The sequence below is a fragment of the Orenia marismortui DSM 5156 genome (assembly GCF_000379025.1).
Lineage (GTDB): Bacteria > Bacillota > Halanaerobiia > Halobacteroidales > Halobacteroidaceae > Orenia > Orenia marismortui.
In genome coordinates this window covers 1,152,000-1,176,142 of sequence record NZ_KB900617.1, presented here as the reverse complement: position 1 = coordinate 1,176,142, position 24,143 = coordinate 1,152,000, and the positions used below count along the sequence as shown (strand labels likewise).

Sequence of the window (24,143 nt, the reverse complement as noted above, 5' to 3'; positions counted from 1 at the left end):
ATGAATTGAAGTTAGTTTTTTAAGATCATCACTCATGATTTAACCTTTTCTTTTTTAAAATTATTTCACTTGTGTTATAATTACTTTAGAGCAATCTGGCTATTATTATGAGTTTGGAGGGTTGATATGTTAAATAAAGATTATGATCAGATGGTTGATAAACTAGTAGAATGGATACAGAAGAAAGTTAAACAAGCTGGGTGTAATGGGGTAGTAGTTGGCTTAAGTGGAGGAATTGATTCTGCTGTAACAGCTACCTTATGTAAGAAGGCTTTCCCGGAGAATACCTTTGGCGTAATTATGCCTTGTTATAGTGATCCACAAGATGCTAAAGATGCTAAGTTGGTAGCTGAAAAATTTGCTATTCCATATCAGGTAGTTGATTTAAGTACTACTTTTGATCAGTTATTAAAGTCAATTGAAGGAAGAGCTGATGTAGAAAAGAGTATGGCTGTGGCAAATATTAAGCCAAGGTTGCGGATGACTACTCTTTATTATTATGCAAGTATAAAAAATAGTTTAGTAGTAGGAACTGATAATCGTAGTGAATTGAAAGTGGGCTATTTTACCAAGTATGGTGATGGTGGAATTGATATTGCTCCTTTAGGAAATTTAGTGAAATTAGAGGTTAGAGAAGTTGCAAGTGCTTTGGGGATTCCAGAGAAGATTATTACTAAAGATCCTTCTGCAGGTTTATGGGGAGGACAAACTGATGAAGCAGAAATGGGAATTACATATGAAGAATTAGATAAATATATCTTAACAGGAGAAGCTACTCCTAGAGTAAAAGAGATTGTTGACGACTTATCCTCTAAGAACAAACATAAATTAGAAGCAATTCCTATTCCTAAATTTTAGTTATTCAAGCAATTGAATAGAGGTATTTGATTTAACCAAGCGATTTATCGCTTGGTTTTCCCTTTTCATATGACGGAAAAGATGATATAATTATTTCATAATATAAAATCGGAGGATGTATAGATGAGCAAAAGTATAGTTCAATCAGTGGATAGATCACTGAGTATCTTAGAGATATTAGTAGAAGAAAACCAGCCTATTTCTTTGAGCCAGATTAGTGAAAAGGCTAATTTAAATATTAGTACAGTACACAGATTATTACATACTTTAATGCATAGAGGTTTTGTAGGACAGGAAAAAGATAGTGGTAAATACAAATTAGGGCTAAGAATCTTTGAGATTGCAAGCGCTTTAGAAAGCTCTTTGGATTTAAAGGCAGTAGTACGTCCTTATTTACGGGAAATAGTAGATGAATGCAATGAAACAGCTAATTTAACTATTTTAGATGGTGGAGATGTTGTTTATATTGATCAAGTTGAGTCCACTAATATGGTTAGAATGTTTGCTAATATTGGTAGTAAAGGTCCTGCACATTGTTTGGGTTCTGGAAAAGTTTTATTAGCATTTTTAGAAGAAGATAAGTTAGAAAGTATTTTGAAAGATATTAAACTAACTAAATATACTTCGGAAACTATTAGTAGTATGGATAAATTAAAGAAGAATTTAAGTCAAATTAGACGGCAAGGATATTCTATTGACTTTGAAGAGATGGAAGAAGGTGTTAGATGTGTTGCAGCACCTATTCGTAATGAAGCGGGAAAAGTAATTGCTGCAATAAGTGTTTCAGGTCCTAATACAAGAATTACTGATAAGTTTTTATATACTAAATTAATTCCACTAGTTACAGGAAAGGCAGAAGAGATATCTAAGAATATTGGAGATATTGGTATTAAAGAATTTAGTAATTAGCCTATAATTTTTATAATATTGAATAATAAATTATATATGGAGGAAAATTAGATGTTAAGAAAGCAAAGTGTAGTTTTTGAGCATAAAAAAGGCTTACATGCAAGAGTAGCTGCTTTGATTGTTCGTAAAGCAAACCAATTACAAAATAAATATAAGGATAAACTATTTATTGGTAGAGATGAGGGGAATCTTTTACCAGCTACTAGTTTAATTTCTGTTACTTCAACTAATGTTAAGTATAAAGATGAGATGCTGGTTGTTAGCAAAGGAGATAATGCTGATAAATCTATAATTGAATTTGTAGAGTTTTTGAAGGGGAGGTTTGATCTAGAAAATAAGAGTAATCGTGATACAATAGATCAGTTATTACAAGAAGCAACTTTAACAATGGATAAAGTCTTTAACAATATTGCTAATGGTGTAATTATTGTTGACAAGGAAGGTATAATTACTGCCTTTAATCCTGCAGCTGAAAGAATTACTGAATTATCAGCAAATAAAGTGATTGGTGAAGAGATAAATTCAATTATCCCTAATTCTAGGCTAAAATATATAATTGATTCCGGAGAAGCTGAGGTTGGCAAAAGGCAAGAAATCAACGAAGCTACAATTATTGCCAATAGAACACCGATTTTTTATAATAATAAAATAATAGGTGCTGTAGCAGTATTTCAAGATATTTCTACTTTAGAGAGATTATCAGGAGAATTAAAAGAGGTTAAAGTTTTAAAAGAAAGATTAGATTTAATTTTGGAATCTGTGCAGGATGGTATCTGTGTAATCAATAAAGATGGAATAATAGAGTATGTTAATCCTACTTACTCTAAAATGCTTGATATAGATGAAGAGGATATTGTAGGCTATCCCGTTGAAGAGATCTATGATGATAAAAATTATCAGAAGGTTTTGAATACAGGAGAAGGTATAACTGGTGTTGTCCGTGAGAAAAATAATGATATAGTCATTATTTCAAATATTTATCCTATACAAGTTGATGGTGAAGTTGATGGAGTTGTTCTAGTATCAAAAAAGAAGACAGAAATTGAAAAGTTAGCAGATCATTTAAAAGAATTATCAGCCAAAGCAGAATATCTTGAACAAGAATTAAAAAGAGAGAAGAAATTAGATTCATCTTTTAAAAGAATTATTGGTAGAAGTGGAGTTTTAAAAGATTCTTTAGTTAGAGCATCAAAGGCTGCTGAAACTTCATCAACTGTATTGATTCGAGGTGAGAGTGGAACGGGTAAAGAGCTAGTTGCTGAAGCTATTCATTATGCTAGCTCAAGAAAGGATAAACCTTTTATCAGAGTGAACTGTGCCGCTATACCATCTAGTTTAATTGAAAGTGAATTGTTTGGTCATGAAAAAGGTTCTTTTACAGGTGCAATCAATAAAAAAGTAGGTAAATTTGAATTAGCAGATGGTGGAACTATATTTTTAGATGAAATAGGTGAATTATCAATTGAATTACAAGTAAAATTATTAAGAGTCTTACAAGAAAGAGAGTTTGAAAGAGTTGGAAGTATAGATAGAATCTCTGTAGATATTAGAGTTATTACAGCTACTAATAGAAATTTAGAGGAGATGATTAAAGATGGTGATTTTAGAGAAGACTTATATTACAGATTAAATGTTATTCCAATTATTTTACCGCCTTTAAGAGAGAGGAAGGAGGATATACCTCTTTTATCCGACTATTTTCTACATACCTTATCTGATAAGCTAAATAAAAAGGTTGATAGTATTTCCCAAGAAGCTATAGATCTTCTTACAAATTACTCTTGGCCAGGAAATGTTAGAGAGTTACAAAATATAATTGAAAGAGTAATTAATTTTACTGATCATTTAGAAATTCAAGTTGAAGATTTACCTGATTATTTAAAAAATAATTATAAAAACGAAAATTCTTTAATTAATTTAAATTCTGATGGAGAGGTGGCTAGTTTAGAAGAATATGAGAGGGAAATTATAAAACATGCTTTAAAGAAACACAAAAGCTTTAACGCCACTGGTAAGGTTTTAGGTGTTACTCATAAAACAGTAGCTGCTAAAGCAAGGAAGTATGGCTTAGTAAAAGATTAGTTGGTAAAAAAGATCAGATAAACTGGTAATTAATATCAAGCTAGTGGCTCTTTTAAAGGATATTATCTTCTTTTATAGATTGCTAAAGACGTCATATGCTATTTATTAGTATATAGATTTATTTTTATTCTTTATAAGCTAAGGTATAAAAATATATATATTATAATCTTATTATCTTTATTTTTCTTCTTTTTTATAGATTATATGTCTTGATTTTATTTTTTGGAATGATAATTGCAATATATATTTGGTGAATAATTAAATTACTCAATTTTTATTAGTTAAAAATTCAAATAAAATAAAATAATTTTTATGGAGGGATTCCAATGGTAGAAAAAAAGGTTACAATTAATAATGAAACAGGTATTCATGCTAGACCAGCTTCTATGATTGTTCAAGAGGCTAATAAATATGGTGCTGATATTAAGATTGCTAAAGATGCTAATGAAGTTAATGCTAAAAGCATTATGGGAATTATGAGTTTGGGTATCAGTAAAAGTACAGAAATTACAGTTAAAGCAGAAGGAGCAGATGCTGAAGAAGCAGTTGATGCATTAGTTGAATTGGTTGAAAGTGGTTTTGGAGAATAAAAAGGAGTGATAATAAATGAGTAAACAAATGCTAGGAGTAGCAGCATCTCCAGGAATAGCTATTGGTAAAATTTTAATTTTAGAAGAAGAAAACCTTGAATATGACAAAAAGAAGTTTGATGATGTAGATAGTGAAAAAAATAGATTACATGATGCTTTAGATGTTTCTAAAGAACAATTGACAGCTATCAAAGAAAAGGTTGAAAGAGAGATGGGAAGTGACAAAGCAGAAATTTTCCAAGCTCATTTAATGGTAGTAGCTGATCCAGAGTTAATATCTGCGATTGAAAATAAGATTGAGAGTGAACAAGTCAATGCAGAAGTAGCATTAGATGAGACGGTAGAGCAATTTGCTACTATGTTTGCTAATATGGATAATGATTATATGAAAGAAAGAGCTAGTGATATTCGTGATGTAGGAGGTAGAATCCTAAAGAATTTATTAGGAGTAGAAAGTGTTGATTTAGCAGAATTAGAAGAAGAGGTTGTTTTGATTGCTGAGGATTTAACACCTTCTGATACAGCTCAAGTTGATAAAGATAAAGTTTTAGGTTTTGCTACTAAAATTGGTGGTAGAACTTCCCATACTGCAATTATGGCTCGTTCATTAGAATTACCTGCTGTAGTTGGAGTTAGTGATATCTTAGATGAAGTAGAAAATGGAAAGCAAATTATTGTAGATGGGGTAGATGGTAATATAATTATTAATCCATCTGCTGAAGAGCTAGAAACTTATGAAACTAAAGCTCAAGAATATCAAGAAAGAAAGAAACGTTTAGCTCAACTTAAAGAATTACCAGGGAAGACAGAAGATGGTCATCAAATAGAATTAGTAGCTAATATCGGAACTCCAAAAGATGTTAAAGGTGCTTTAGATAATGGAGCAGAAGGTATTGGGTTATATCGTAGTGAGTTCTTATATATGGATCGTGATTCTTTACCTACTGAAGAAGAACAGTTTGAATCTTATAAAGAAGTAGCAGAGAAGATGGAAGGACCAGTTGTAATTAGAACTTTAGATATAGGTGGAGATAAAGAGTTATCATACTTAGATCTGCCCGAGGAGATGAATCCATTTCTTGGTTATCGGGCAATTAGAATCTGTTTAGATCAAGTTGATATCTTTAAAACTCAATTGAGAGCTATTTTAAGAGCTAGTGCTTATGGTCAAGTTAAGATTATGTATCCAATGATCTCTGCTTTAGAACAATTAAGAGCAGCTAATGAAATTTTAGAAGAGGTTAAAGATGATTTAAGGTCTGAAAATGTTGAATTTGATGAAAATCTAGAAGTTGGAATGATGATTGAAGTTCCAGCAGCTGCTATGATTGCAGATATACTAGCTAAAGAGACGGACTTCTTTAGTATTGGTACAAATGATCTAATTCAATATACAACAGCAACAGATAGAATGAATGAAAATATATCTCATTTATACCAACCATTCCATCCTGCTTTATTACGTTTGATTAAACGTGTTGTAGAAGCAGCTCATGCTGAAGGTAATTGGGCAGGAATGTGTGGTGAAATGGCAGGAGATAAGAGGTTAACGCCTTATTTATTAGGAATAGGCCTAGATGAGTTTAGTATGAGTGGTATCTCTATTCCAGAGGTTAAAGATAATATTAGAAATATGACTCTAGAAGAAGCAAAAGAGATTGCTGAAAAGGCATTGACCTTCTCTACGGCCAAAGAAGTTGAAGATTATTTAAGTAATCCTAAGTAAATATTTCTAATTATTAACAACTACTCAATCTTGAGTAGTTGTTTTTTTTATAGTAAACTATAGTATAGAATATATACAAAGGTGGTGTAGTCATGGATTTTAAACAAGAATTTAATCTAAAGCAAGGGCAAAAGATGATTATGACACCTAAGTTGCAACAGGCTATAGAGCTATTACAGTTTTCTACGCTAGAGTTAAGAGAGTATATAGAAGAAGAAATAATAAATAATCCTTTATTAGAATTTGAAGATATCTATAGCTCATCAGCCAATTATAGTGGAGAATCTTATAGTCAAGAAGGTATTAATTATCAGAATTTTATTGCTGATAGGCCAAGTTTAGATGAATATTTGTGCCAACAATTATATTTAGTTGCTGATAATAAGTTGGAAGAAGAGATCGGCCAATATATAATAGGAAATTTAGATGATTCAGGTTTTTTTACTGATGAGGAAAAAGTGAAGGAAGAATTAAAAGTAAGTGATAAGGAAATAGAAGTTATACTAAGTAAAATAAAAAAATTTCAGCCATTAGGGATAGCTGCAAATAATATTGAGGAATCTCTAGTATTACAGTTAGATAATTTAACAGCAGAAATAGATATTCAAGATATTAATTTAGCCAAAAAGATAATCTGTGATTATTTATCTGAATTGAGTAAAAATCAAGTTTCTATAATTGCTAAGAAGCTTAATCTTGAACTAGATCATGCCCAGAAGTTGATTGATTTAATTAAAAGTTTAACACCTATTCCAGTTGAGGGATTCAACGATTTATATAATAATTCTTACTTAGAACCTGATGTGATATTAAAAAGGGTTAAGGGAGATTATATTATTATAATGGATGAAAGAAGTTTTCCGACTTTAAGAATTAATAGATATTATAAAAAGATCTTAGAACAGGGTAAATCAGAAGTAGAGTTACAGGATTATGTTAATGAGAAATTAAACTCTGCCTTATGGTTAATTAAGAGTATTGAACAGCGCAGAAGAACTATTTATAATATAGTCCAAGCAATTATCGATCTTCAAAGAGATTTTTTGGTTGGTGGACTAGAATATTTGAAGCCAATGACAATGCAAGAAGTTGCAGATGCTATTGATATGCATGAATCAACAGTAAGTAGAGCTACAAGTGATAAGTATATCCAAACCCCTCATGGATTATTTGAGATGAAATTTTTCTTTAGTGAAAGTATCAAAACTAAAAGTGGTTTTACTTCTGCAGTAAGTGTAAAACAGAAGTTAAAGACTATTATTGAAGAGGAAGACAAATCTAAACCTTTAAGTGATCAAAAAATAGTCGATAAATTAAAAGCAATGAATATAGATATTTCGAGAAGAACTATTGCTAATTATAGAAAAGAGTTGAGTATTCCATCTTCTAGGCAGAGAAAAAGGTATGCATATTAAGGTATGAACTTTTCTAAGACTCTAAGTATTTGTCTTAATTTTAATAGCTAGTAACTATGTTTTTTAGATATTGTTAAAAATTTCATTGTTGAGTGATGGTGATAAAATACCCTATACTCTTTTTGTAATTAATCTAAATTGCATTTTACATTTATACTAGTTATAATTAGAGTTATAAACAACAAAGAAGGTGAAGTTGATGTTTTTGAGGTTATTATTATTATTTACCTTAATTCCAATGATTGAGTTGTCATTATTAATTAGAATAGGAAGTTATATGGGGTTATTGCCTACTCTTTTCTTAGTAGCTGTAACTGGAGTTATTGGTGTATCACTAGCTAGAGAGCAGGGGTTTTTAGTAGTAAGTAAGATTAGAAAGTCTTTAGATAGTGGTAAATTGCCGGCTGATAGTCTAATAGAGGGTTTGTTAATCTTGATTGGAGGAGTTATGTTGTTGACTCCAGGATTATTAACAGATATAAGTGGTTTTTTATTAATAATTCCTTTGAGTCGTAGAATCGTTAGAGGCTTAGTAAAAAATAAATTTAAAAACCATATACATTATCATCAGAGTTCAGTTTATAGTAAGAAGGAAAGGGATAATTATTCAGGAACTAATAATTATAGTGATGAAGATGAGTGGGGAAATCTGTCAGATTCAATTGATGTAGATTATGAAGAAATAGATGATTAATATAGATAAAAAAGCCGGGGAAGAATCCCCGGCTTTTTTATACCTTAAATTTATCAACTAAAATCTTTATTTCTTGTGCCATATCAGCTAATTCTTGTGATGAATTGCTTATTTCCTCAGACATATGTCTAATATCATTTGCTGAATTGTCTGTATTTTTAATGGCTCCCAACAGTAAATCCTTTTCGTGTTTTCCCTGTTCTGGTAGTTTAAATAGTTTGATTTAAGTTTAGTAGATTTTTTTAGTTGTTCTTTATATTAAGGTTATTTTTGATTATTATCTGTTTTATTTTCTTTTTGCTTTGATAATTCTTCTGCTGTTTCAAATTGACTTTGGAGCTTTAAAGATTTCAACCTTTGAGGATTATTTATTTCTTTTTCTGCTTTATTAAGATCCAATATTTTTTTCAGAGAAATACCATCATTAGATTTTACTAATGAATATGACCTAAGTACAATATAAGCTAAGGTATAAAATCCTACTAATAATAAACCAGCAAAAAGCCCTGAACCTTGTCCTGGAATTATAGGCATACTTGCTATTATCGCTAATAAAAATATAAGTCCGAACAAGGATGTATAAGGATATCCTGATAGTTGACAATTTCCTTGGGGAGGGCAACCTTTATTCTTTCTGAATTTATAGTGGGTAGCCATAATAATAACATAGGCAAATAATAAAGAAAACCCACCAGAACTAATTAAAAAGACATAGATTTCGCTCGGCAATAAATAAGCTAGACCAACTCCTGTAATCATGGCAATGCCAGAAAATAGAATTCCTCTTTTTGGTATATCGCTATCTTCTTTTATCCATGCTGGAGCATAACCATTTTCTGCTAAAGAACTTATCATCCGTCCTAGTCCAAACATAGCTGCTAACATTGTTGATAAAATTGCAATGATTAATATTATATTCATAGCTCTTGCTGCCCATCCGACCCCAGATGCTGTTAAAGCTGCTACAAAAGGGCTAACTTCTTCTGTTAGTCCTTTTGTAGGTATGAGTGGGAGTAGTACTGTAATTGCAAGAGAATAAAGTATTACAAGGCCTAAGACTGTGAAGTTGATTGCTTTAGGTATAGTCTTTTGTGGGTCTTTAGCCTCAGAAGCAGCTAAGCCAATCACCTCAAAACCTGCATAAGTGAACATAACAATTAACATACTACCGGCAATACCACTTATTCCTTCAGGAAGAAAAGGTTCTTTGCCTATAGCTCCTATTCCAATAGGTCTTCCTGTTATACCAACTATAAGTGCTATTGCTCCTAATATAAAGGCTGCTATAGCAGTTAGCTTTATCAAAGCTAGTCCGCTTTCTAAAGTGGTTAATAGTTTTGCTCCTAATAAATTTAATGCTGTTACCCCAGCAATAATTATTATAGCTGTAAAAGGTAATGAAATTCCAGGGAACCAATTTCTGAGAAGAAGAGATGCGGCTGTAGCTTCACTAGACATAGCAAGAATTATTCCTGTCCAATAAACCCAACCTACAACAAATCCAACTAGGGGTCCAAACATTTCTTCAGCATAGGTCCTAAAAGAACCGGGGGCTTGTTCTGCTACAGTCATTTCAGAAAGTGCTGTTAATATTATATGGACTAGTATCCCAGCTAAAAGGTAGGATATAAGTACTCCAGGTCCAGCAGTTCGTATAGCTATAGCAGATCCTAAAAAGAATGATCCGCCTACTACAGTTCCAAGAGATAGCATTGTAAGATGCCATATTGATAAACCGCTATTTTTTTTAGACATATTTACACCTCTTTTAAAATTGTATTTTTCTATTGTTAGTATGTTTAAAAAGACTTTAATTATTATAATGATCTATTTTATAAAATTATAGTATATTCAAAACTGATAAATTTTATTTTTTTATTTAATAATTAACAATTATAGTATATAATAAAGGTGAATAAATTCTTTGATAAACATATTATTTAATAATTTGGTTAATTATATTAAAGTAAATATTTATTATTTAAACTCAAAAAAACTAAAATATTAGAGTTAAATAACTATTTGATAAAAAAATATTCATAAAAAAGTTAACATGAACTTGACACAATTTATTTTTCCTGTTAATATATAAGCAAATAAAAGCGAATTCAAGGAGGAAGTAGAGTGAGTAATTTAACGAGAGAAGATGTATTAAGAAAAGCCGAGGAGTTAGAAGTTAAGTTTATTAGATTGCAATTTACTGATATTTTAGGGGTAATTAAAAATGTTGCAATCACAGTTAATCAATTAGAGGATGCATTAGATGGTAAAATTATGTTTGATGGTTCATCAATCGATGGTTTTACTAGAATTAATGAATCAGATATGTATTTAAAGCCAGACTATGATACTTTTACCGTATTCCCATGGAGACCAAAAGATGGTGCAGTAGCTAGATTGATCTGTGATGTATATATGCCTGATGGAACTCCTTTTGAAGGTGGACCAAGAAACGTATTAAGAAAAGCTTTAAAAGAGGCTGAAGAGATGGGTTATCAAATGTATGTTGGTCCTGAACCAGAATTCTTCTTATTTGAAAGAGATGAAGAGGGAAATGCAACTACTATAACTCATGACCAAGGTGGATACTTTGATTTAGGACCTATCGACAAAGGTGAAGATACTAGACGTGATATTGTTTTAGCATTAGAACAAATGGGCTTTGAAATGGAAGCTTCTCACCATGAAGTTGCTCCAGGACAGCATGAGGTTGATTTTAAATATGAGGATGCTTTAAGAACGGCTGATAATATCGCTACTTTTAAATTTGTAGTTAAGGCTATTGCTAATAAGCATGACTTACATGCTACTTTTATGCCAAAACCTATTTTTGGAGAGAATGGTTCTGGAATGCATATGAATCAATCATTATTTAAAGATGGAAAGAATGCATTTTATGATGAAAATGATAAATTAGGTCTAAGTCAAGAGGCATATTACTATATAGGTGGATTATTAAAGCATGCTAAGGCTATTGCAGCTATTACTAATCCAACTGTTAACTCTTATAAGAGATTAGTACCAGGATATGAAGCACCTGTTTATTTAGCTTGGTCTGCTTCTAATCGTAGTGCGTTAGTAAGAATCCCAGCTGCACGTGGTGCGGGAACTAGAGTTGAGATGAGAAATCCTGATCCAGCTGCTAACCCATACCTAGCTACTGCTGTAATGTTGAAGGCTGGTTTAGATGGAATTAAGAACAAAATTGAACCACCTAAAGAGATTTTAGAAGATATTTTTGAGATGACTAAAGCTGAAAGAGATGCAGCAGGTATTGATAATTTACCAGGTAATCTTTTCGATGCTGTACAAGAGCTATTAGCAGATGATTTAGTAAAAGATGCTCTAGGTGAGCATGTTGTAGAACATTTTGTAGAGGCTAAGATGATTGAGTGGGATGTATATAGAACTCAAGTTCATCAATGGGAATTAGATCAATACTTAAATGTATTTTAATTAAATATTATAAAGCAGATTGCTTATGCAGTCTGCTTTTTTATTTTTATAAAATCAAGTCTTAAAATTAAATTAAGTAATATATTTTAAATTTCCACTTAAATTATAATTAAATAATTGTTATAATAAGCTTCGTAATAAAATTTATAAGAAGAGGTGTATAAGTAATGCAAATTAATATAGTATTAATTATAATAACGATCCTAGGATTAATAGTTAGAAATAATTCTTTGATTATTTCTGGAGCGGTTTTATTGTTAGTTAGATTATTGAAAGCGGAAGGATTTTTAAATATAATTGATAATTATAGTGTTAAAATTGGAATTATTCTAATTATGTTAGGAGTTTTAACCCCCTTAGCAACTGGAGATTTAAAGCTTGAAGGAATGACAGAAAATTTGATGAATCCAATCGCTATCTTAGGTCTAATAATGGGGATAGCAGTTACCCAATTTACTAGAGAGGGTTTAATGTTGATGGAAAATACACCTACTGTGACTATTAACCTTGTAATTGGAGTAATTATAGGTGTTGCTTTCTTTAAGGGGGTACCTAGTGGTCCATTGATTGCAAGTGGAATTACAGCGGTTATATATAAATTAATTTCCTTGTTTAGATAAAGGAAGATCTTATTGTTTAAAGAAAGATAGAGATAGTAAAGTTTAATTGGAGGTAAGATAATGAAGAGGGTTCTAATTGCTTATTCAAAGGATAATAAATTAAAAGAAATTGCTGAAGGTTTGAAATTAGGTTTTGAATTCAATGATATTATGGTAGATTTAGAGACGATTCCTACAAATTCTCCCGCAGTTTATTTTTCTAAGTATGATTTAGTTCTTGTAGGTAGTCCGAATTTGGGCTTGTTTGGTGGTAATTTAGATCCAAAGGTAGATATATTTTTGCAGAATACAAAAAGGGCTGTTGGCCAAGAGGTAATTGCTTTTGTGCAGGAACGTTTTTTTGGAAGGTCTAAAGCTTTAAAAATTTTAATGGGTAAGTTGGAATCGCAGGGTTGTATAGTTAAGGATTTTAGAGAATTGAAAGATAAAGAAAGTGCCAAAAGATATGCAAAAGGATTTAGATTATAGTCTTGAAAAAATTAAACTTAGAATGTATAATAAATTATTGTTGTATCATAATACGTTATTAATTAGTTATCAAATTTAGAAAGAGGTTGGTACTTTGCCAAAAGAGGTAAAGCTTAGAATAAATAGTATTCAAGATGATGGCAATCAAAGTAATAAAATTTCTTTTAAAACTAAAGGTAGTTTATATAATAAAAATAATACATATTATTTAAAATATAAGGAAGAGTTAGAAGGAGTAAAAGGAGTAAAAACTACTCTTAAGATAAAGCCAGATAGGTTAACTTTAATCAGACAAGGAAAATTAAGAATGATACAAGAATTTGTATTAGATGAAAAAAGGGAGTTTGATTATCATACCCCTTATGGAACTTTAAATTTTGAAGTTGAAGTTCAAAATTTAAAGTTTGATCTAGGTTCTTCTCAAGGGAAGATTAGCTTATCTTATCAGTTGTATAATGATTTGAAAATAATAAGTAGTAATGAATTAAATATTTTTTATAAGGAGGAATAAGATGGCGCTGGTACAAAAGTTAGAAGATGAATTGCTAGCAGCAATAGAAAATGCGATAAATATTTCAAATGAGCTAGATATAGAAGAGTTGCCAGATATCAAATTAGAAGTACCACGTGATGAGTCCCATGGGGATTATGCCACAAATATTGCAATGGTTTTAGCAGGACAAGCTAAAATGGCTCCTCGTCAAATTGCGGAGATAATTAAAGAAAATTTATCAGGGGTAGATTTGATTGATAAAGTTGAGGTAGCTGGACCAGGATTTATTAACTTTTTCTTAAGTAATAAATGGTTATATGATGTTTTAGCGGAGATTGAAGAACAAGGAGAAAGTTATGGCGAAGTTAATGTTGGAGCAAGTAAAAAAGTTCAAGTTGAATTTGTAAGTGCTAATCCAACAGGTCCTTTACATGTAGGGCATAGTCGTGGTGCTGTTGTGGGCGATGTATTATCAAACATCTTATCTAGTGCAGGATTTGTTGTAGGTAAAGAATATTATATTAATGATGCTGGTAATCAGATGAATCTTTTAGGTAAATCTGTTGCTATTAGATATCAACAGTTATTAGGTGAAGAGGTTGAGATTCCTGAAGAATCATATCAAGGTGTTTATATAAAAGATATTGCTCAAGAAATAATAGATGAAGAAAATAATAATCATCTGCAAGATGCTAAAAGTGGTAATTATGATTTCTTTAGAGAATATGCTTATCAGAAGTTATTAAACAATATTGAAAGTGATTTAAAAAGTTTTGGGGTAGAGTTTGATAAATGGTTTAGTGAACAAACTCTCCATCCAGATAGTGTAGAGGAAGTAGTAGAAGAATTAAAGAAATCTGACTTCATCTATGAAAATGAAGGGGCTTTATGGTTTAGGTCAACTCAATTTGGAGATGATAAGGATAGAGTAGTTATTAAAGATGATGGAAATCCTACTTATTTAGCTGCAGATATAGCTTATCATAAGAACAAATATGATCGTGGCTTTGAAGAAGTTATTAATGTATGGGGTGCTGATCATCATGGCTATATCGAAAGAATGAAAGCTGTAATAGAAGCTTTAGGTTATGACCGTGAATCATTACAGATTGTCTTAGTGCAGTTAGTTACTCTATTGCGTGATGGTGAGAAAGTTCCTATGTCTAAACGGGCTGGTAATTTTGTTACTTTGCGTGATGTAGTAAAAGAAGTTGGTAAAGATGCGGCAAGGTATTTTTATGTTATGCGTAGTACAGATAGTCATTTTGATTTTGATTTAGAATTGGCTAAAAAGCAATCTAGTGATAATCCAGTCTATTATATTCAGTATGCTCATGCAAGGATTTGTAGTATTTTGGATCAAGTTAAAGATGAAGGCATAGAGTTGCCTAAGGTTAAAGAAGTTGATTTAACTAATCTAAGAGAAGATGTTGAAATTGATTTGATGAAAATGTTGGCGGATTATCCTAATGAGATAGCTAAGAGTGCAGAAAGTAGGGCACCACATCATATAGCACGTTTTGCCTATGATTTAGCTTCTGTATTCCATAAGTTTTATAATAAATGCCATGTTTTAATTGAAGATCAAGAGGTTATGAAAGCTAGAATAGTACTAGTTTTAGCAGCTAAGCAGGTTTTAGTGAATGTGTTAGGTCTATTAGGCGTATCTGCTCCAGAAAGTATGTAATTTCTAGTATAAACATTTAATTTTTATTTTGAATTAGCTTTAGTCGGAGAGGATAAAATAATATTAAGGAGGAATGGCAATGAATCAAGTATTATTAGCAACAGTATCTGGTATAATTGTTGGAGCTTTATTTTCTTATTTTAATTTTCCCATTCCAGCCCCTCCGAACTTAGCAGGAGTAATGGGGGTCGCAGGAGTTTATTTAGGATCTCTAATTATCAAGTATTTAATTTAAAGACTAAAGACTAGAAGCTTAGGGGTAACCAGCCCTAAAATTCTAGTCTTTTTCTATGGAGGCCTTTAGGATAGACGTCTGACTTGTAGTTAGATTAAAGAAGTTAGATAGAATGAAAAAGAATTTAATTGTAAAATAGGAGGAATTTAAATGACAAAATATATTTTTGTAACAGGTGGGGTTGTTTCATCATTAGGTAAAGGTATCACAGCTGCTTCATTGGGAAGGTTGTTAAAAGAGAGAGGATTGAAGGTTACAGTTCAAAAGTTAGATCCTTATATAAATGTTGATCCTGGAACTATGAGCCCATATCAACATGGTGAGGTATTTGTTACTGATGATGGAGCAGAGACAGATTTAGATTTAGGGCATTATGAGAGGTTTGTTGATATAGATTTAAATCAAAATTCTAATGTAACTACTGGACAAATTTATTCTACAGTATTAACAAAAGAAAGAAGAGGAGATTATTTAGGAGGAACTGTTCAAGTTATTCCACATATTACTGATGAGATGAAATCAAGAATTAAACGTCTAGGGGAAGATAAAGAGGTGGATGTAGCCTTAGTAGAGATTGGTGGTACTGTAGGAGATATAGAAGGTTTGCCTTTTTTAGAAGCAATTCGTCAGTGTAAGAGTGACTTTGGTCCCGAAAATGTAATGTATGTTCATTGTACTCTAGTACCATATTTAGCTGCAGCTGGTGAGTTAAAAACTAAGCCAACTCAACATAGTGTTAAAGAGTTAAGAAGTTTAGGTATTCAACCAGATGTAATTGTTTGTCGTACAGAACATGAATTAAGTAAAGAGGTTAAGGATAAAATAGCGCTATTTTGTGATATAGATAAAGAGGCTGTTATTCAAGCTAAAGATGCTAGTTGTATTTATGAGCTGCCTTTGATTATGGAAGAAGAAGGATTGGCTAAAATTACATTAAAGAGATTAGGTTTGCGATCCCAAGTTTCTGAGCCTGATTTATCTGAGTGGAAGCAGTTAGTGACTACTATGAAAAATTTAGATAAGTCAACTAAGATAGCTATTGTTGGAAAGTATGTAGAGTTACAAGATGCTTATATTAGTATTGTTGAATCCTTGCAGCATGCTGGAATTAGCAATGGTTCTGAAGTTGATATTAAGTGGGTTCATTCTGAAGATATTGAAGAAAATAATGCTCAAGAGTATTTAGAAGATGTAGATGGTATTTTGGTGCCAGGTGGATTTGGAGATAGAGGAGTAGAAGGAAAGATTGAAGCGATTCGTTATGCTAGAGAAAATAAAGTTCCTTTTCTAGGAATCTGCTTAGGTATGCAATGTGCGGTAATTGAATTTGCACGTAATGTTTGTGGTTTAGACAAAGCCCATAGTGCAGAATTTATGAGTACAGAATATCCAGTGATAGATTTAATGCCTGAACAAAAGGATATTGAAGATAAAGGTGGAACAATGAGATTAGGCTTATATCCTTGTAAACTATCTAAAGATTCTATTAGTCGTGATTTATATAATGAAGAAGTAGTTTACGAAAGACATCGTCATCGTTATGAATTCAATAATCAGTATCGAAAGGAGTTAACTGAAGCTGGATTATTATTATCAGGTGTTTCTCCAGATGATAGATTGGTAGAGATAGTTGAGATTCCTGAACACCCATGGTTTGTGGCAAGTCAATTTCATCCAGAGTTTAAGTCAAGACCAAATAGACCTCATCCTTTATTTAAAGGATTTATAGAGTCTACATTAAAATAAATAAGTCCAAGAAGAAGGGGGATATCCCCCTTCTTCTTTTTTTGAATTCAAAAAAATTCCTTTTATTCCGTATATCTTTGAAATAAATGTCAATAATATTACTAACAAAAGATATACGGAGGGATGAATATGAAAAAGTTTATAATTGTTTTAATAATATTTAGCTGTATTCTTATAAATAATGTTGTTTGGGCTAAGGAAATTAGTGGTGAAATAATAGCGGTAAATGCTAGTCAAGATACTCTACTATTTAAAAGTGATCAAGGGATAGAAGAATATATTATTGATATAGCCACTAAGATTTATCTTAATAATCAAGAGGTTTCTTTATCTGCTTTAAAGCCAGTTACTAATAATAATTTTCAATATGCAAAAATAACTTTAAATGAAGGTGGAGGGATAGAAAGTATAAATAGTTTTTATAAAGCAATAAATATTAAAGTTAAATCAATTAAAGGTAATAAGGTTAGATTAGAAGAATTAAATACAGGACATGAAATAACATATAATATAGATAGAGATGTTAAGTTAGTTCGTAATAATTATTCAACTGGAGTGTCAGATGTTAGAGTAGGGGATAAAGGAATAGCTATTTTGGGTATAGGATATAAATTAAATAAGTTGGTATTATATCATTATGATATAAGTGGTATATTAGTAAGGGTTAATTCTAAAGAGAATAAAATAATTTTAAATGTTGGAAGTAGATTAAATCCTGATTTAAAAAAGTATGTTTTAAAGGCTGAAACTCCAATTTTTGCCTATAATAAAAGGATTAATTTAAAAAGATTAAATTGTTATAATTGGATTAAATTGAAAGTCAATAAAGGGGTTAAAGAAGTAATAGCAAGAAAGATATAATTAATAAATTAAAATATTGTTTTAAAACAATATTTTAATTTATTAAAAGGGTTTTATCTTTGGATAGAGAATAATTATCATGGAAGGAGAAAGGAGGGGGAGCTAAATGCTATTGGAATGTAATGCTACTCTAGCCTGGAGATGTCCTATTTGTGGAGAATTAGAATTAGATGAAATTAATATATTCGATTTTTCAGGAAAAAATAGATTAGAAATGAAATGTGTTTGTGGCTTTACAAAATTAGTATTTGGAAAGAATAGCCCGAAAAAATATTGGTTAGAGTATTCTTGTATAGTTTGTGAATCTACCCATAGGGTTAGTTATACTCAATCAAAATTATGGTCGGATCAAATTAAAGAGATTAAATGTTTAGGTAATAATGCTGAGTTAGGATATTTAGGCCCTTATGATGAAGTAAAAAAGCTGGCTGAAGAAGAAGAAAAATGTTTGAAGTTAATGATTGACCAACTAGAGTTTGATGATTATTTTAATAATCCTGAGATTATGCTTTCAGTTTTGAATGAATTACATGATATTGCTGCTACCAATGGATTGGTCTGCCAATGTGGGAACTCAGATATAGATATAGATATGCTACCGCGTGAGATTAGATTAACTTGCAATAACTGTCATGGAGTAACTAGAATTAGTGCAGAAAATAAGGACGATTTAGCTTTTTTAAGAAAGATAAAGCAGATAAAGATTTTAGAAGGAGTAGTTAGCGCCTTAGAGGGAATAAATATTTAAAGCTTACTTCTTAGATTGCATTTAGATAAATAAATCTATTGCAATAGATTTATTTATCTAAATGGTTTCTATTTAATTAAGATTTCAATTTATTGATTAGATTATTCAATTCTAGGGCTTAGTTATCAACTCAGATCTTAAAAGTGTTCTAAATTAATACATATTTTATTTGTGTAAAATCGACAAATTAAAAAAATGTCGAAAAAAATAAGATTAAAGAAGGATTTTTATACTTCTTTATGGAATAATAAGTACTGACAATTTTAAGGAGGTTATAAGATTATGGCATTAGTATCAATGACTGATATGCTAAATAAGGCAAAGGAAGAGAAATATGCAGTAGGACAGTTTAATATCAATAACTTAGAGTGGACTCAGGCTCTTTTAGAGGCTTGTGAAGCTAAGCAATCACCTGTTATTTTAGGTGTATCTGAAGGTGCTGCTCGTTATATGGGAGGATTCAAAACTGTTGTAAATATGGTAACAGGTCTATTAGAAGATATGGAGATTACTATTCCAGTTGCAATCCATTTAGATCATGGAACAAGTTTTGAAAGCTGTAAAGCGGCAATTGATGCTGGTTTTACATCTGTTATGATTGATGCTTCTCATCACCCACTAGAAGAAAACATTGCAACTACTAAACAAGTAGTAGATTATGCACATGCAAATGGTGCATCTGTTGAAGCTGAGTTAGGAACTGTAGGTGGAGAAGAAGATGGTATCATTGGTGGTATCAAATATGCTGATCCAAATGAATGTAAAGAACTAGTTGAGAAGACTGGTATCGATGCATTAGCTCCAGCTTTAGGATCTGTTCATGGTCCATATCAAGGAGAACCTGATTTAGGTTTTGAAGAAATGAAAGAAATCAGAAGTCTTGCTGATATTCCTCAAGTATTACATGGTGGAACTGGTATTCCAACTGAAGATATCAAAGAAGCAATTAATTCTGGTACTTGTAAAATTAATGTAAATACTGAATTCCAACAAGCTTGGACAAAAGTTGTACGTGATGTAATTGCAAATGATAAAGATGTATATGATCCACGTAAGATTATTGGACCAGGAAAAGATGGAATTATTGAAGCTGCTAAGAAGAAGATTGATGTTTTTGGAAGTGCTAATAAAGCTTAATTTACAAATAACATACTATTTTTTCAAAAGGGTGCAGAAATTGTTCTGCTCCTTTTTTCTGTTTTAAGATAAATAAGTTATACGTCTGATGACTATTTTGCTGAACTTTAGTTTTTGAATTATTTTATTTAAATTGATAATTTACTTATAATAAGGGGGATAATAATGCAAAGAGAATTAGCTATTGAATTTGTTAGAGTAACAGAAGCAGCAGCAATTGCTTCAGCAAGATGGATGGGTAGAGGAGATAAAGAATCTGCTGATCAAGCTGCAGTTGATGCAATGAGAGGTATGTTTGATACTGTAGATATAGATGGAGAGGTTGTAATTGGAGAAGGAGAGATTGATGAAGCTCCAATGTTATATATAGGAGAAAAGATAGGTACTAGAAAGGGTGAAGTTCCTAAAGTTGATATTGCGGTAGATCCATTAGAAGGAACTACTATTATTGCAGAAGGACGTCCAAATGCATTATCGGTTCTAGCAGTAGCTAATAGAGGATCTCTTTTACATGCACCAGATATGTATATGAGTAAGATTGCAGTAGGTCCTAAGGCAAAAGGAGCTATAGATATTGATCTTTCTGTTAAAGATAATGTCAAATCTGTAGCTAAAGCTATGAATAAAGCAGTAGAGGATGTTACTGTTGTTATATTAGATAAGCCACGCCATAGAGTAGAAAATGGATTAATAGAACAAGTTCGAAAATGTGGTGCTAAAATCAAGTTAATCAAAGATGGTGATGTAGCAGGAGCAATAGCTACATGTCTACCAGATACAGGAGTAGATATTTTAATGGGAATTGGTGGAGCTCCGGAAGGTGTTTTAGCTGCAGCTGGATTAAAGTGTTTAGGTGGAGATATGCAGGCTAGATTAATTCCTAAAGCAGAAGAAGAAATAACAAGGGCTAAGAAAATGGGAATTGAAGATGTTCATGCTTCACTAAGAATAGATGATTTGGCTTCAGGAGATGAAATCATTTTTTGTGCTACAGGAGTTACTAATGGAGAGATGTTGGAAGGGGTTAGATTTGAAGATAATAAGGCTATAACTCACTCATTAGTAATGCGTTATAAGACAGGTACTATGCGCTTTGTAGAAGCTATTCATAAATTAGATCAAAAACCATTACCTTTTAAGCAAGACTTTTAATTGACTTATTGTAATTGGAAATGATATAATAAAAATAATTACTATATAATGTACAAAAGTAATATTTTGACAAACAGGAGGAAATAGATTTGATAGGCTTATGGAGTATATTTTTAGTTTCGGCAATGGTAATAATATTAGCTGGAACTAAATTATCTGATTATGGAGATATTATTGCTGATAAAACCGGTCTTGGCCAAGCCTTAGTAGGTGGTATTTTGGTAGCAGGTGCAACTTCTTTACCGGAATTAGTTACTAGTTCTACTGCTGCTATTATTGGCTCGCCTGATATATCAATTGGTAATGTTTTTGGTAGTAACACTTTTAACCTTACTATTTTGGCTTTAGTTGATTTGATTCATGGTCCAGGTCCATTTATGTTAAGAGTGCACTCTAAACATATTTTATCAGCTTTATTAGGAGTTTTATTAGCTAGTGTAGCTACTTTATTTATTTTAGCTAATCATTTGGCTGGTCTAAATATAGAAGTTTTAAGTATTGGACTAGGAAGTATTGTAATTTTAATTGGTTATTTAGTTGGCACAAGGTTAAACTTTAGATATGAGAAAAAAAATAAAGAAAATTTAAAAGATGATGATTTAGTAGATTCTAATGTATCCTTAAAAAAAGCAATAATAGGTTTTAGTATAGCAGCATTTTTTATTATAATTGCAGGTATATCATTATCATACTCTGGAGATAAGATTGCTACTCTAAGTGGTTTGGACAAAACCTTTATGGGGACGATTTTGGTTGCAGCAGCTACCTCATTGCCAGAAGTAGTCGCAGCTATAGCAGCAATAAGAATTAATGCTTATGATATGGCAGTAGGTAATGTTTTTGGTAGTAATATTTTTAATATGATGATTATATTTACTACAGACCTTGTTTATCGACAGGGATCAGTATTAGCTGATGTATCTTTATCTCATTCCATAACAGCTTTGATGGGATTAGTTTTAAGTGGAATTTCAGTTATAGGATTATTTTATCGTTCTGAGAAGACTTTTTTAACTATAGGTTGGGATTCAGTAGCGATTTTAATCACATATTTATTTGGAACTTATTTATTATTTAGATTAGGAATTAATTTTTAGAGAGGGAGTTAGTAAGTAATGAATATTACTGAATTAGAAGGAAAGACTATAACAGAGTTATATGATATTGCAAAATCTTTAGATATCTCTGGTTATACTAGACTAAGAAAAAAAGAATTGATTTTTGAAATTTTAAAGGTTGAGACTGAAAAAGGAGGATTAATCTTTGCAGAAGGTGTCTTAGAGATACTTCCTGATGGTTATGGTTTTCTAAGGCCATCTAAGTATGTACCAAGTACCGATGATATTTATATATCTGCTTCTCAAATTAGACGTTTTGATTTGAGGAATGGGGATGTAGTATCAGGTCAAGTGCGTCAGCCTAAAGAGAATGAGAGATATTTTGCTTTATTAAGAATTGAAGCAGTTAATTATCAAGATCCTGAATTGGCTGAACAAAGACCTCATTTTGAAGATTTAACCCCATTATATCCGCAAAATAGAATTACATTAGAGCATAATCCTAATGAAATTTCTAGTCGTTTAATTGATTTAATTGCTCCAATTGGAATGGGACAGCGTGGATTAATTGTTGCGCCACCAAAGGCAGGTAAAACTGTATTATTAAAAAAGATAGCGAATAGTATCACAAGTAATTTTCCAGAATCTAAATTGATGATTTTGCTGATAGATGAACGGCCAGAAGAGGTTACTGATATGCGACGTTCTGTCAACGCAGAAGTAATTTGTTCTACTTTTGATGAGCCACCACAAAATCATATTAATGTTTCAGAATTGGTTTTAGAAAAGGCAAAAAGATTAGTTGAGCAAAAGCAAGATGTTATTATTTTATTGGATAGTATAACTAGATTAGCAAGAGCTTATAATGTAACTATTCCATCTAGTGGTCGTACTTTATCAGGGGGATTAGATCCCACAGCGCTTCATAAACCTAAGAGATTTTTTGGGGCAGCTAGAAATATTGAAGAAGGTGGTAGTTTGACTATTTTAGCTACTGCTTTAGTAGAAACAGGAAGTAGAATGGATGATGTAATTTATGAAGAGTTTAAAGGTACTGGAAATATGGAGTTACACCTTAATCGTAATTTAGCGCAAAAAAGGTTATTTCCTGCAATTGATGTTAATAGATCTGGTACTCGCAAGGAAGAACTATTATTATCAGAAGAAGAATTAGATACTATTTGGAAGATAAGAAGAAATATGAATAGTAATAATCCAGCAGAAATTATAGATTCATTTATTAAACAATTAAAAGCAAGTAAGAATAATAGACAAATGTTAAAATCCTTACAAAAGGTATTCTAATAATTTCGAGGTGAAACAATGAAAAAATTATTGTTTATTGTTGTCTTGGTTCTATTATTTACTCCTTTGTTTAATGTAAGTGCACAGGGAAATTATGATTCTTTGTCTAAATATATTATTCGTGCTGGAGATACATTATGGAGTATTTCTCAAAGCTTTGATGTAGATATTTCGCTTCTTTTAAATATCAATCCAGAATTAGCTGATAAAAATATTATAAAAGTAGGACAAAAGTTGAATGTTCCTACTAGAATGCAAATACATAAAATTCATTCTGGAGATACTTTGTGGAGTATTTCAAAGCGATATAAAATTGATATTAATAAGATTACTGCTTTAAACAATATTAAGCAAGCAGATTTGATTGAGGTTGGTACTACGTTAATTATTCCTGCTAAGAAGAGCTATGATGATAAAAATAAGACTAATTCTTTTAAAAATAATAATTACTTAAGAAGTTCAGTTAGTTATCAAGAAGATGATTTTATTTGGCCAACTAAATATAGAAGAATTACCTCTCCTTTTGGTAAGAGATGGGGTAGAATGCATGAAGGAATAGATATTGCAGTTCCTAAAGGATCATTAGTTAAAGCAGCCAAAAGTGGTAGGATAATTAAAAGTAGATATATACGGGGATATGGCAATGTAATTTATATTGATCACGGGTCTGGCATAATGACACGTTATGCACATAATTCTAGATTATTAGTATCAGAAGGTGAGAAAGTCTATAAAGGACAAGCTATTGCTTATTCGGGAAATACTGGGCGAAGTACAGGGCCTCATTTGCACTTTGAAATTAGAATTAATGGTCAAGCAGTAAATCCAATCAGTTATTTAGATTAGGTTGCAATCAAATTTTAACTATGTTATAATGTAACAGTTGAAATGTAGAGCGAATTA

General features: G+C 31.2%; 23 protein-coding genes. 21 read left to right on the top strand and 2 right to left on the bottom strand.

The features are described from left to right. Window positions 1–126: 126 nt before the first annotated feature. From OREMA_RS0105265 to OREMA_RS0105235, 7 genes are all read left to right on the top strand, one after another. The gene (locus OREMA_RS0105265; RefSeq protein ID WP_018248238.1) at window positions 127–858 is read left to right on the top strand and encodes an NAD+ synthase; all 732 of its coding nucleotides are present in this window, start codon (window positions 127–129) and stop codon (window positions 856–858) included. A gap of 123 nt (window positions 859–981) precedes the next feature. Then, window positions 982–1,767, top strand: a complete 786-nt coding sequence (locus OREMA_RS0105260; RefSeq protein WP_018248237.1) for an IclR family transcriptional regulator — start codon at window positions 982–984, stop codon at window positions 1,765–1,767. Window positions 1,768–1,818: 51 nt separating this feature from the next. Continuing rightward, the gene (locus tag OREMA_RS0105255) at window positions 1,819–3,849 is read left to right on the top strand and encodes a sigma 54-interacting transcriptional regulator (RefSeq protein ID WP_018248236.1); all 2,031 of its coding nucleotides are present in this window, start codon (window positions 1,819–1,821) and stop codon (window positions 3,847–3,849) included. A gap of 326 nt (window positions 3,850–4,175) precedes the next feature. Further along, a complete protein-coding gene (locus tag OREMA_RS0105250; RefSeq protein ID WP_018248235.1) occupies window positions 4,176–4,439 on the top strand; it encodes an HPr family phosphocarrier protein in 264 nt (87 codons plus the stop codon). A 16-nt stretch (window positions 4,440–4,455) separates the two neighbouring features. Next, window positions 4,456–6,165, top strand: coding sequence for a phosphoenolpyruvate--protein phosphotransferase (gene ptsP / locus OREMA_RS0105245; protein ID WP_018248234.1), 1,710 nt, complete (start codon window positions 4,456–4,458; stop codon window positions 6,163–6,165). Window positions 6,166–6,257: 92 nt separating this feature from the next. Then, window positions 6,258–7,580, top strand: coding sequence for an RNA polymerase factor sigma-54 (gene rpoN / locus OREMA_RS0105240; RefSeq protein WP_018248233.1), 1,323 nt, complete (start codon window positions 6,258–6,260; stop codon window positions 7,578–7,580). Window positions 7,581–7,779: 199 nt separating this feature from the next. Beyond that, window positions 7,780–8,274: an FxsA family protein gene (locus OREMA_RS0105235; RefSeq protein ID WP_018248232.1), complete on the top strand. Its 495-nt coding sequence runs from the start codon at window positions 7,780–7,782 to the stop codon at window positions 8,272–8,274. Between the two features lie 37 nt (window positions 8,275–8,311). Here OREMA_RS0105235 and OREMA_RS19315 read toward each other — a convergent pair whose 3' ends face one another. Next, a complete protein-coding gene (locus tag OREMA_RS19315) occupies window positions 8,312–8,446 on the bottom strand; it encodes a hypothetical protein (protein WP_018248231.1) in 135 nt (44 codons plus the stop codon). A gap of 92 nt (window positions 8,447–8,538) precedes the next feature. Beyond that, entirely contained in the window at window positions 8,539–10,029 is a 1,491-nt protein-coding gene (locus tag OREMA_RS0105225) for an amino acid permease (protein WP_018248230.1), read from the bottom strand. 369 nt (window positions 10,030–10,398) lie between these two features. Between OREMA_RS0105225 and glnA the strand changes: the two genes are divergently transcribed. From glnA to OREMA_RS18230, 14 genes are all read left to right on the top strand, one after another. Next, window positions 10,399–11,730: a type I glutamate--ammonia ligase gene (gene glnA, locus OREMA_RS0105220; protein ID WP_018248229.1), complete on the top strand. Its 1,332-nt coding sequence runs from the start codon at window positions 10,399–10,401 to the stop codon at window positions 11,728–11,730. 167 nt (window positions 11,731–11,897) lie between these two features. Further along, a complete protein-coding gene (locus OREMA_RS0105215; RefSeq protein WP_018248228.1) occupies window positions 11,898–12,350 on the top strand; it encodes a DUF441 domain-containing protein in 453 nt (150 codons plus the stop codon). Between the two features lie 60 nt (window positions 12,351–12,410). Then, window positions 12,411–12,818: a hypothetical protein gene (locus OREMA_RS0105210; protein ID WP_018248227.1), complete on the top strand. Its 408-nt coding sequence runs from the start codon at window positions 12,411–12,413 to the stop codon at window positions 12,816–12,818. 94 nt (window positions 12,819–12,912) lie between these two features. Beyond that, window positions 12,913–13,329 carry a DUF1934 domain-containing protein gene (locus OREMA_RS0105205; protein ID WP_018248226.1) on the top strand — a complete coding sequence of 139 codons (417 nt, stop codon included), beginning with the start codon at window positions 12,913–12,915 and terminating at the stop codon, window positions 13,327–13,329. Window position 13,330: 1 nt separating this feature from the next. Next, window positions 13,331–14,998 carry an arginine--tRNA ligase gene (gene argS, locus OREMA_RS0105200; RefSeq protein ID WP_018248225.1) on the top strand — a complete coding sequence of 556 codons (1,668 nt, stop codon included), beginning with the start codon at window positions 13,331–13,333 and terminating at the stop codon, window positions 14,996–14,998. A 79-nt stretch (window positions 14,999–15,077) separates the two neighbouring features. Further along, on the top strand, window positions 15,078–15,233 hold the full coding sequence (locus OREMA_RS0105195) for a XapX domain-containing protein (RefSeq protein WP_018248224.1): 156 nt from the start codon (window positions 15,078–15,080) through the stop codon (window positions 15,231–15,233). A gap of 150 nt (window positions 15,234–15,383) precedes the next feature. Continuing rightward, window positions 15,384–16,979 carry a CTP synthase gene (locus OREMA_RS0105190; RefSeq protein ID WP_018248223.1) on the top strand — a complete coding sequence of 532 codons (1,596 nt, stop codon included), beginning with the start codon at window positions 15,384–15,386 and terminating at the stop codon, window positions 16,977–16,979. 129 nt (window positions 16,980–17,108) lie between these two features. After that, window positions 17,109–17,840, top strand: coding sequence for a hypothetical protein (locus OREMA_RS0105185; protein ID WP_018248222.1), 732 nt, complete (start codon window positions 17,109–17,111; stop codon window positions 17,838–17,840). 106 nt (window positions 17,841–17,946) lie between these two features. Further along, a complete protein-coding gene (locus OREMA_RS0105180; RefSeq protein ID WP_018248221.1) occupies window positions 17,947–18,588 on the top strand; it encodes a hypothetical protein in 642 nt (213 codons plus the stop codon). Window positions 18,589–18,870: 282 nt separating this feature from the next. Then, entirely contained in the window at window positions 18,871–19,725 is an 855-nt protein-coding gene (gene fba, locus OREMA_RS0105175) for a class II fructose-1,6-bisphosphate aldolase (RefSeq protein WP_018248220.1), read from the top strand. Window positions 19,726–19,890: 165 nt separating this feature from the next. Continuing rightward, a complete protein-coding gene (glpX, locus tag OREMA_RS0105170) occupies window positions 19,891–20,877 on the top strand; it encodes a class II fructose-bisphosphatase (RefSeq protein ID WP_018248219.1) in 987 nt (328 codons plus the stop codon). Window positions 20,878–20,966: 89 nt separating this feature from the next. After that, the gene (locus OREMA_RS0105165; protein WP_018248218.1) at window positions 20,967–21,974 is read left to right on the top strand and encodes a sodium:calcium antiporter; all 1,008 of its coding nucleotides are present in this window, start codon (window positions 20,967–20,969) and stop codon (window positions 21,972–21,974) included. 18 nt (window positions 21,975–21,992) lie between these two features. Then, window positions 21,993–23,240 carry a transcription termination factor Rho gene (gene rho / locus OREMA_RS0105160; RefSeq protein ID WP_018248217.1) on the top strand — a complete coding sequence of 416 codons (1,248 nt, stop codon included), beginning with the start codon at window positions 21,993–21,995 and terminating at the stop codon, window positions 23,238–23,240. Window positions 23,241–23,258: 18 nt separating this feature from the next. After that, complete coding sequence (locus OREMA_RS18230; protein WP_018248216.1) at window positions 23,259–24,086, top strand: peptidoglycan DD-metalloendopeptidase family protein; 828 nt, start codon at window positions 23,259–23,261, stop codon at window positions 24,084–24,086. Window positions 24,087–24,143: the final 57 nt, after the last annotated feature.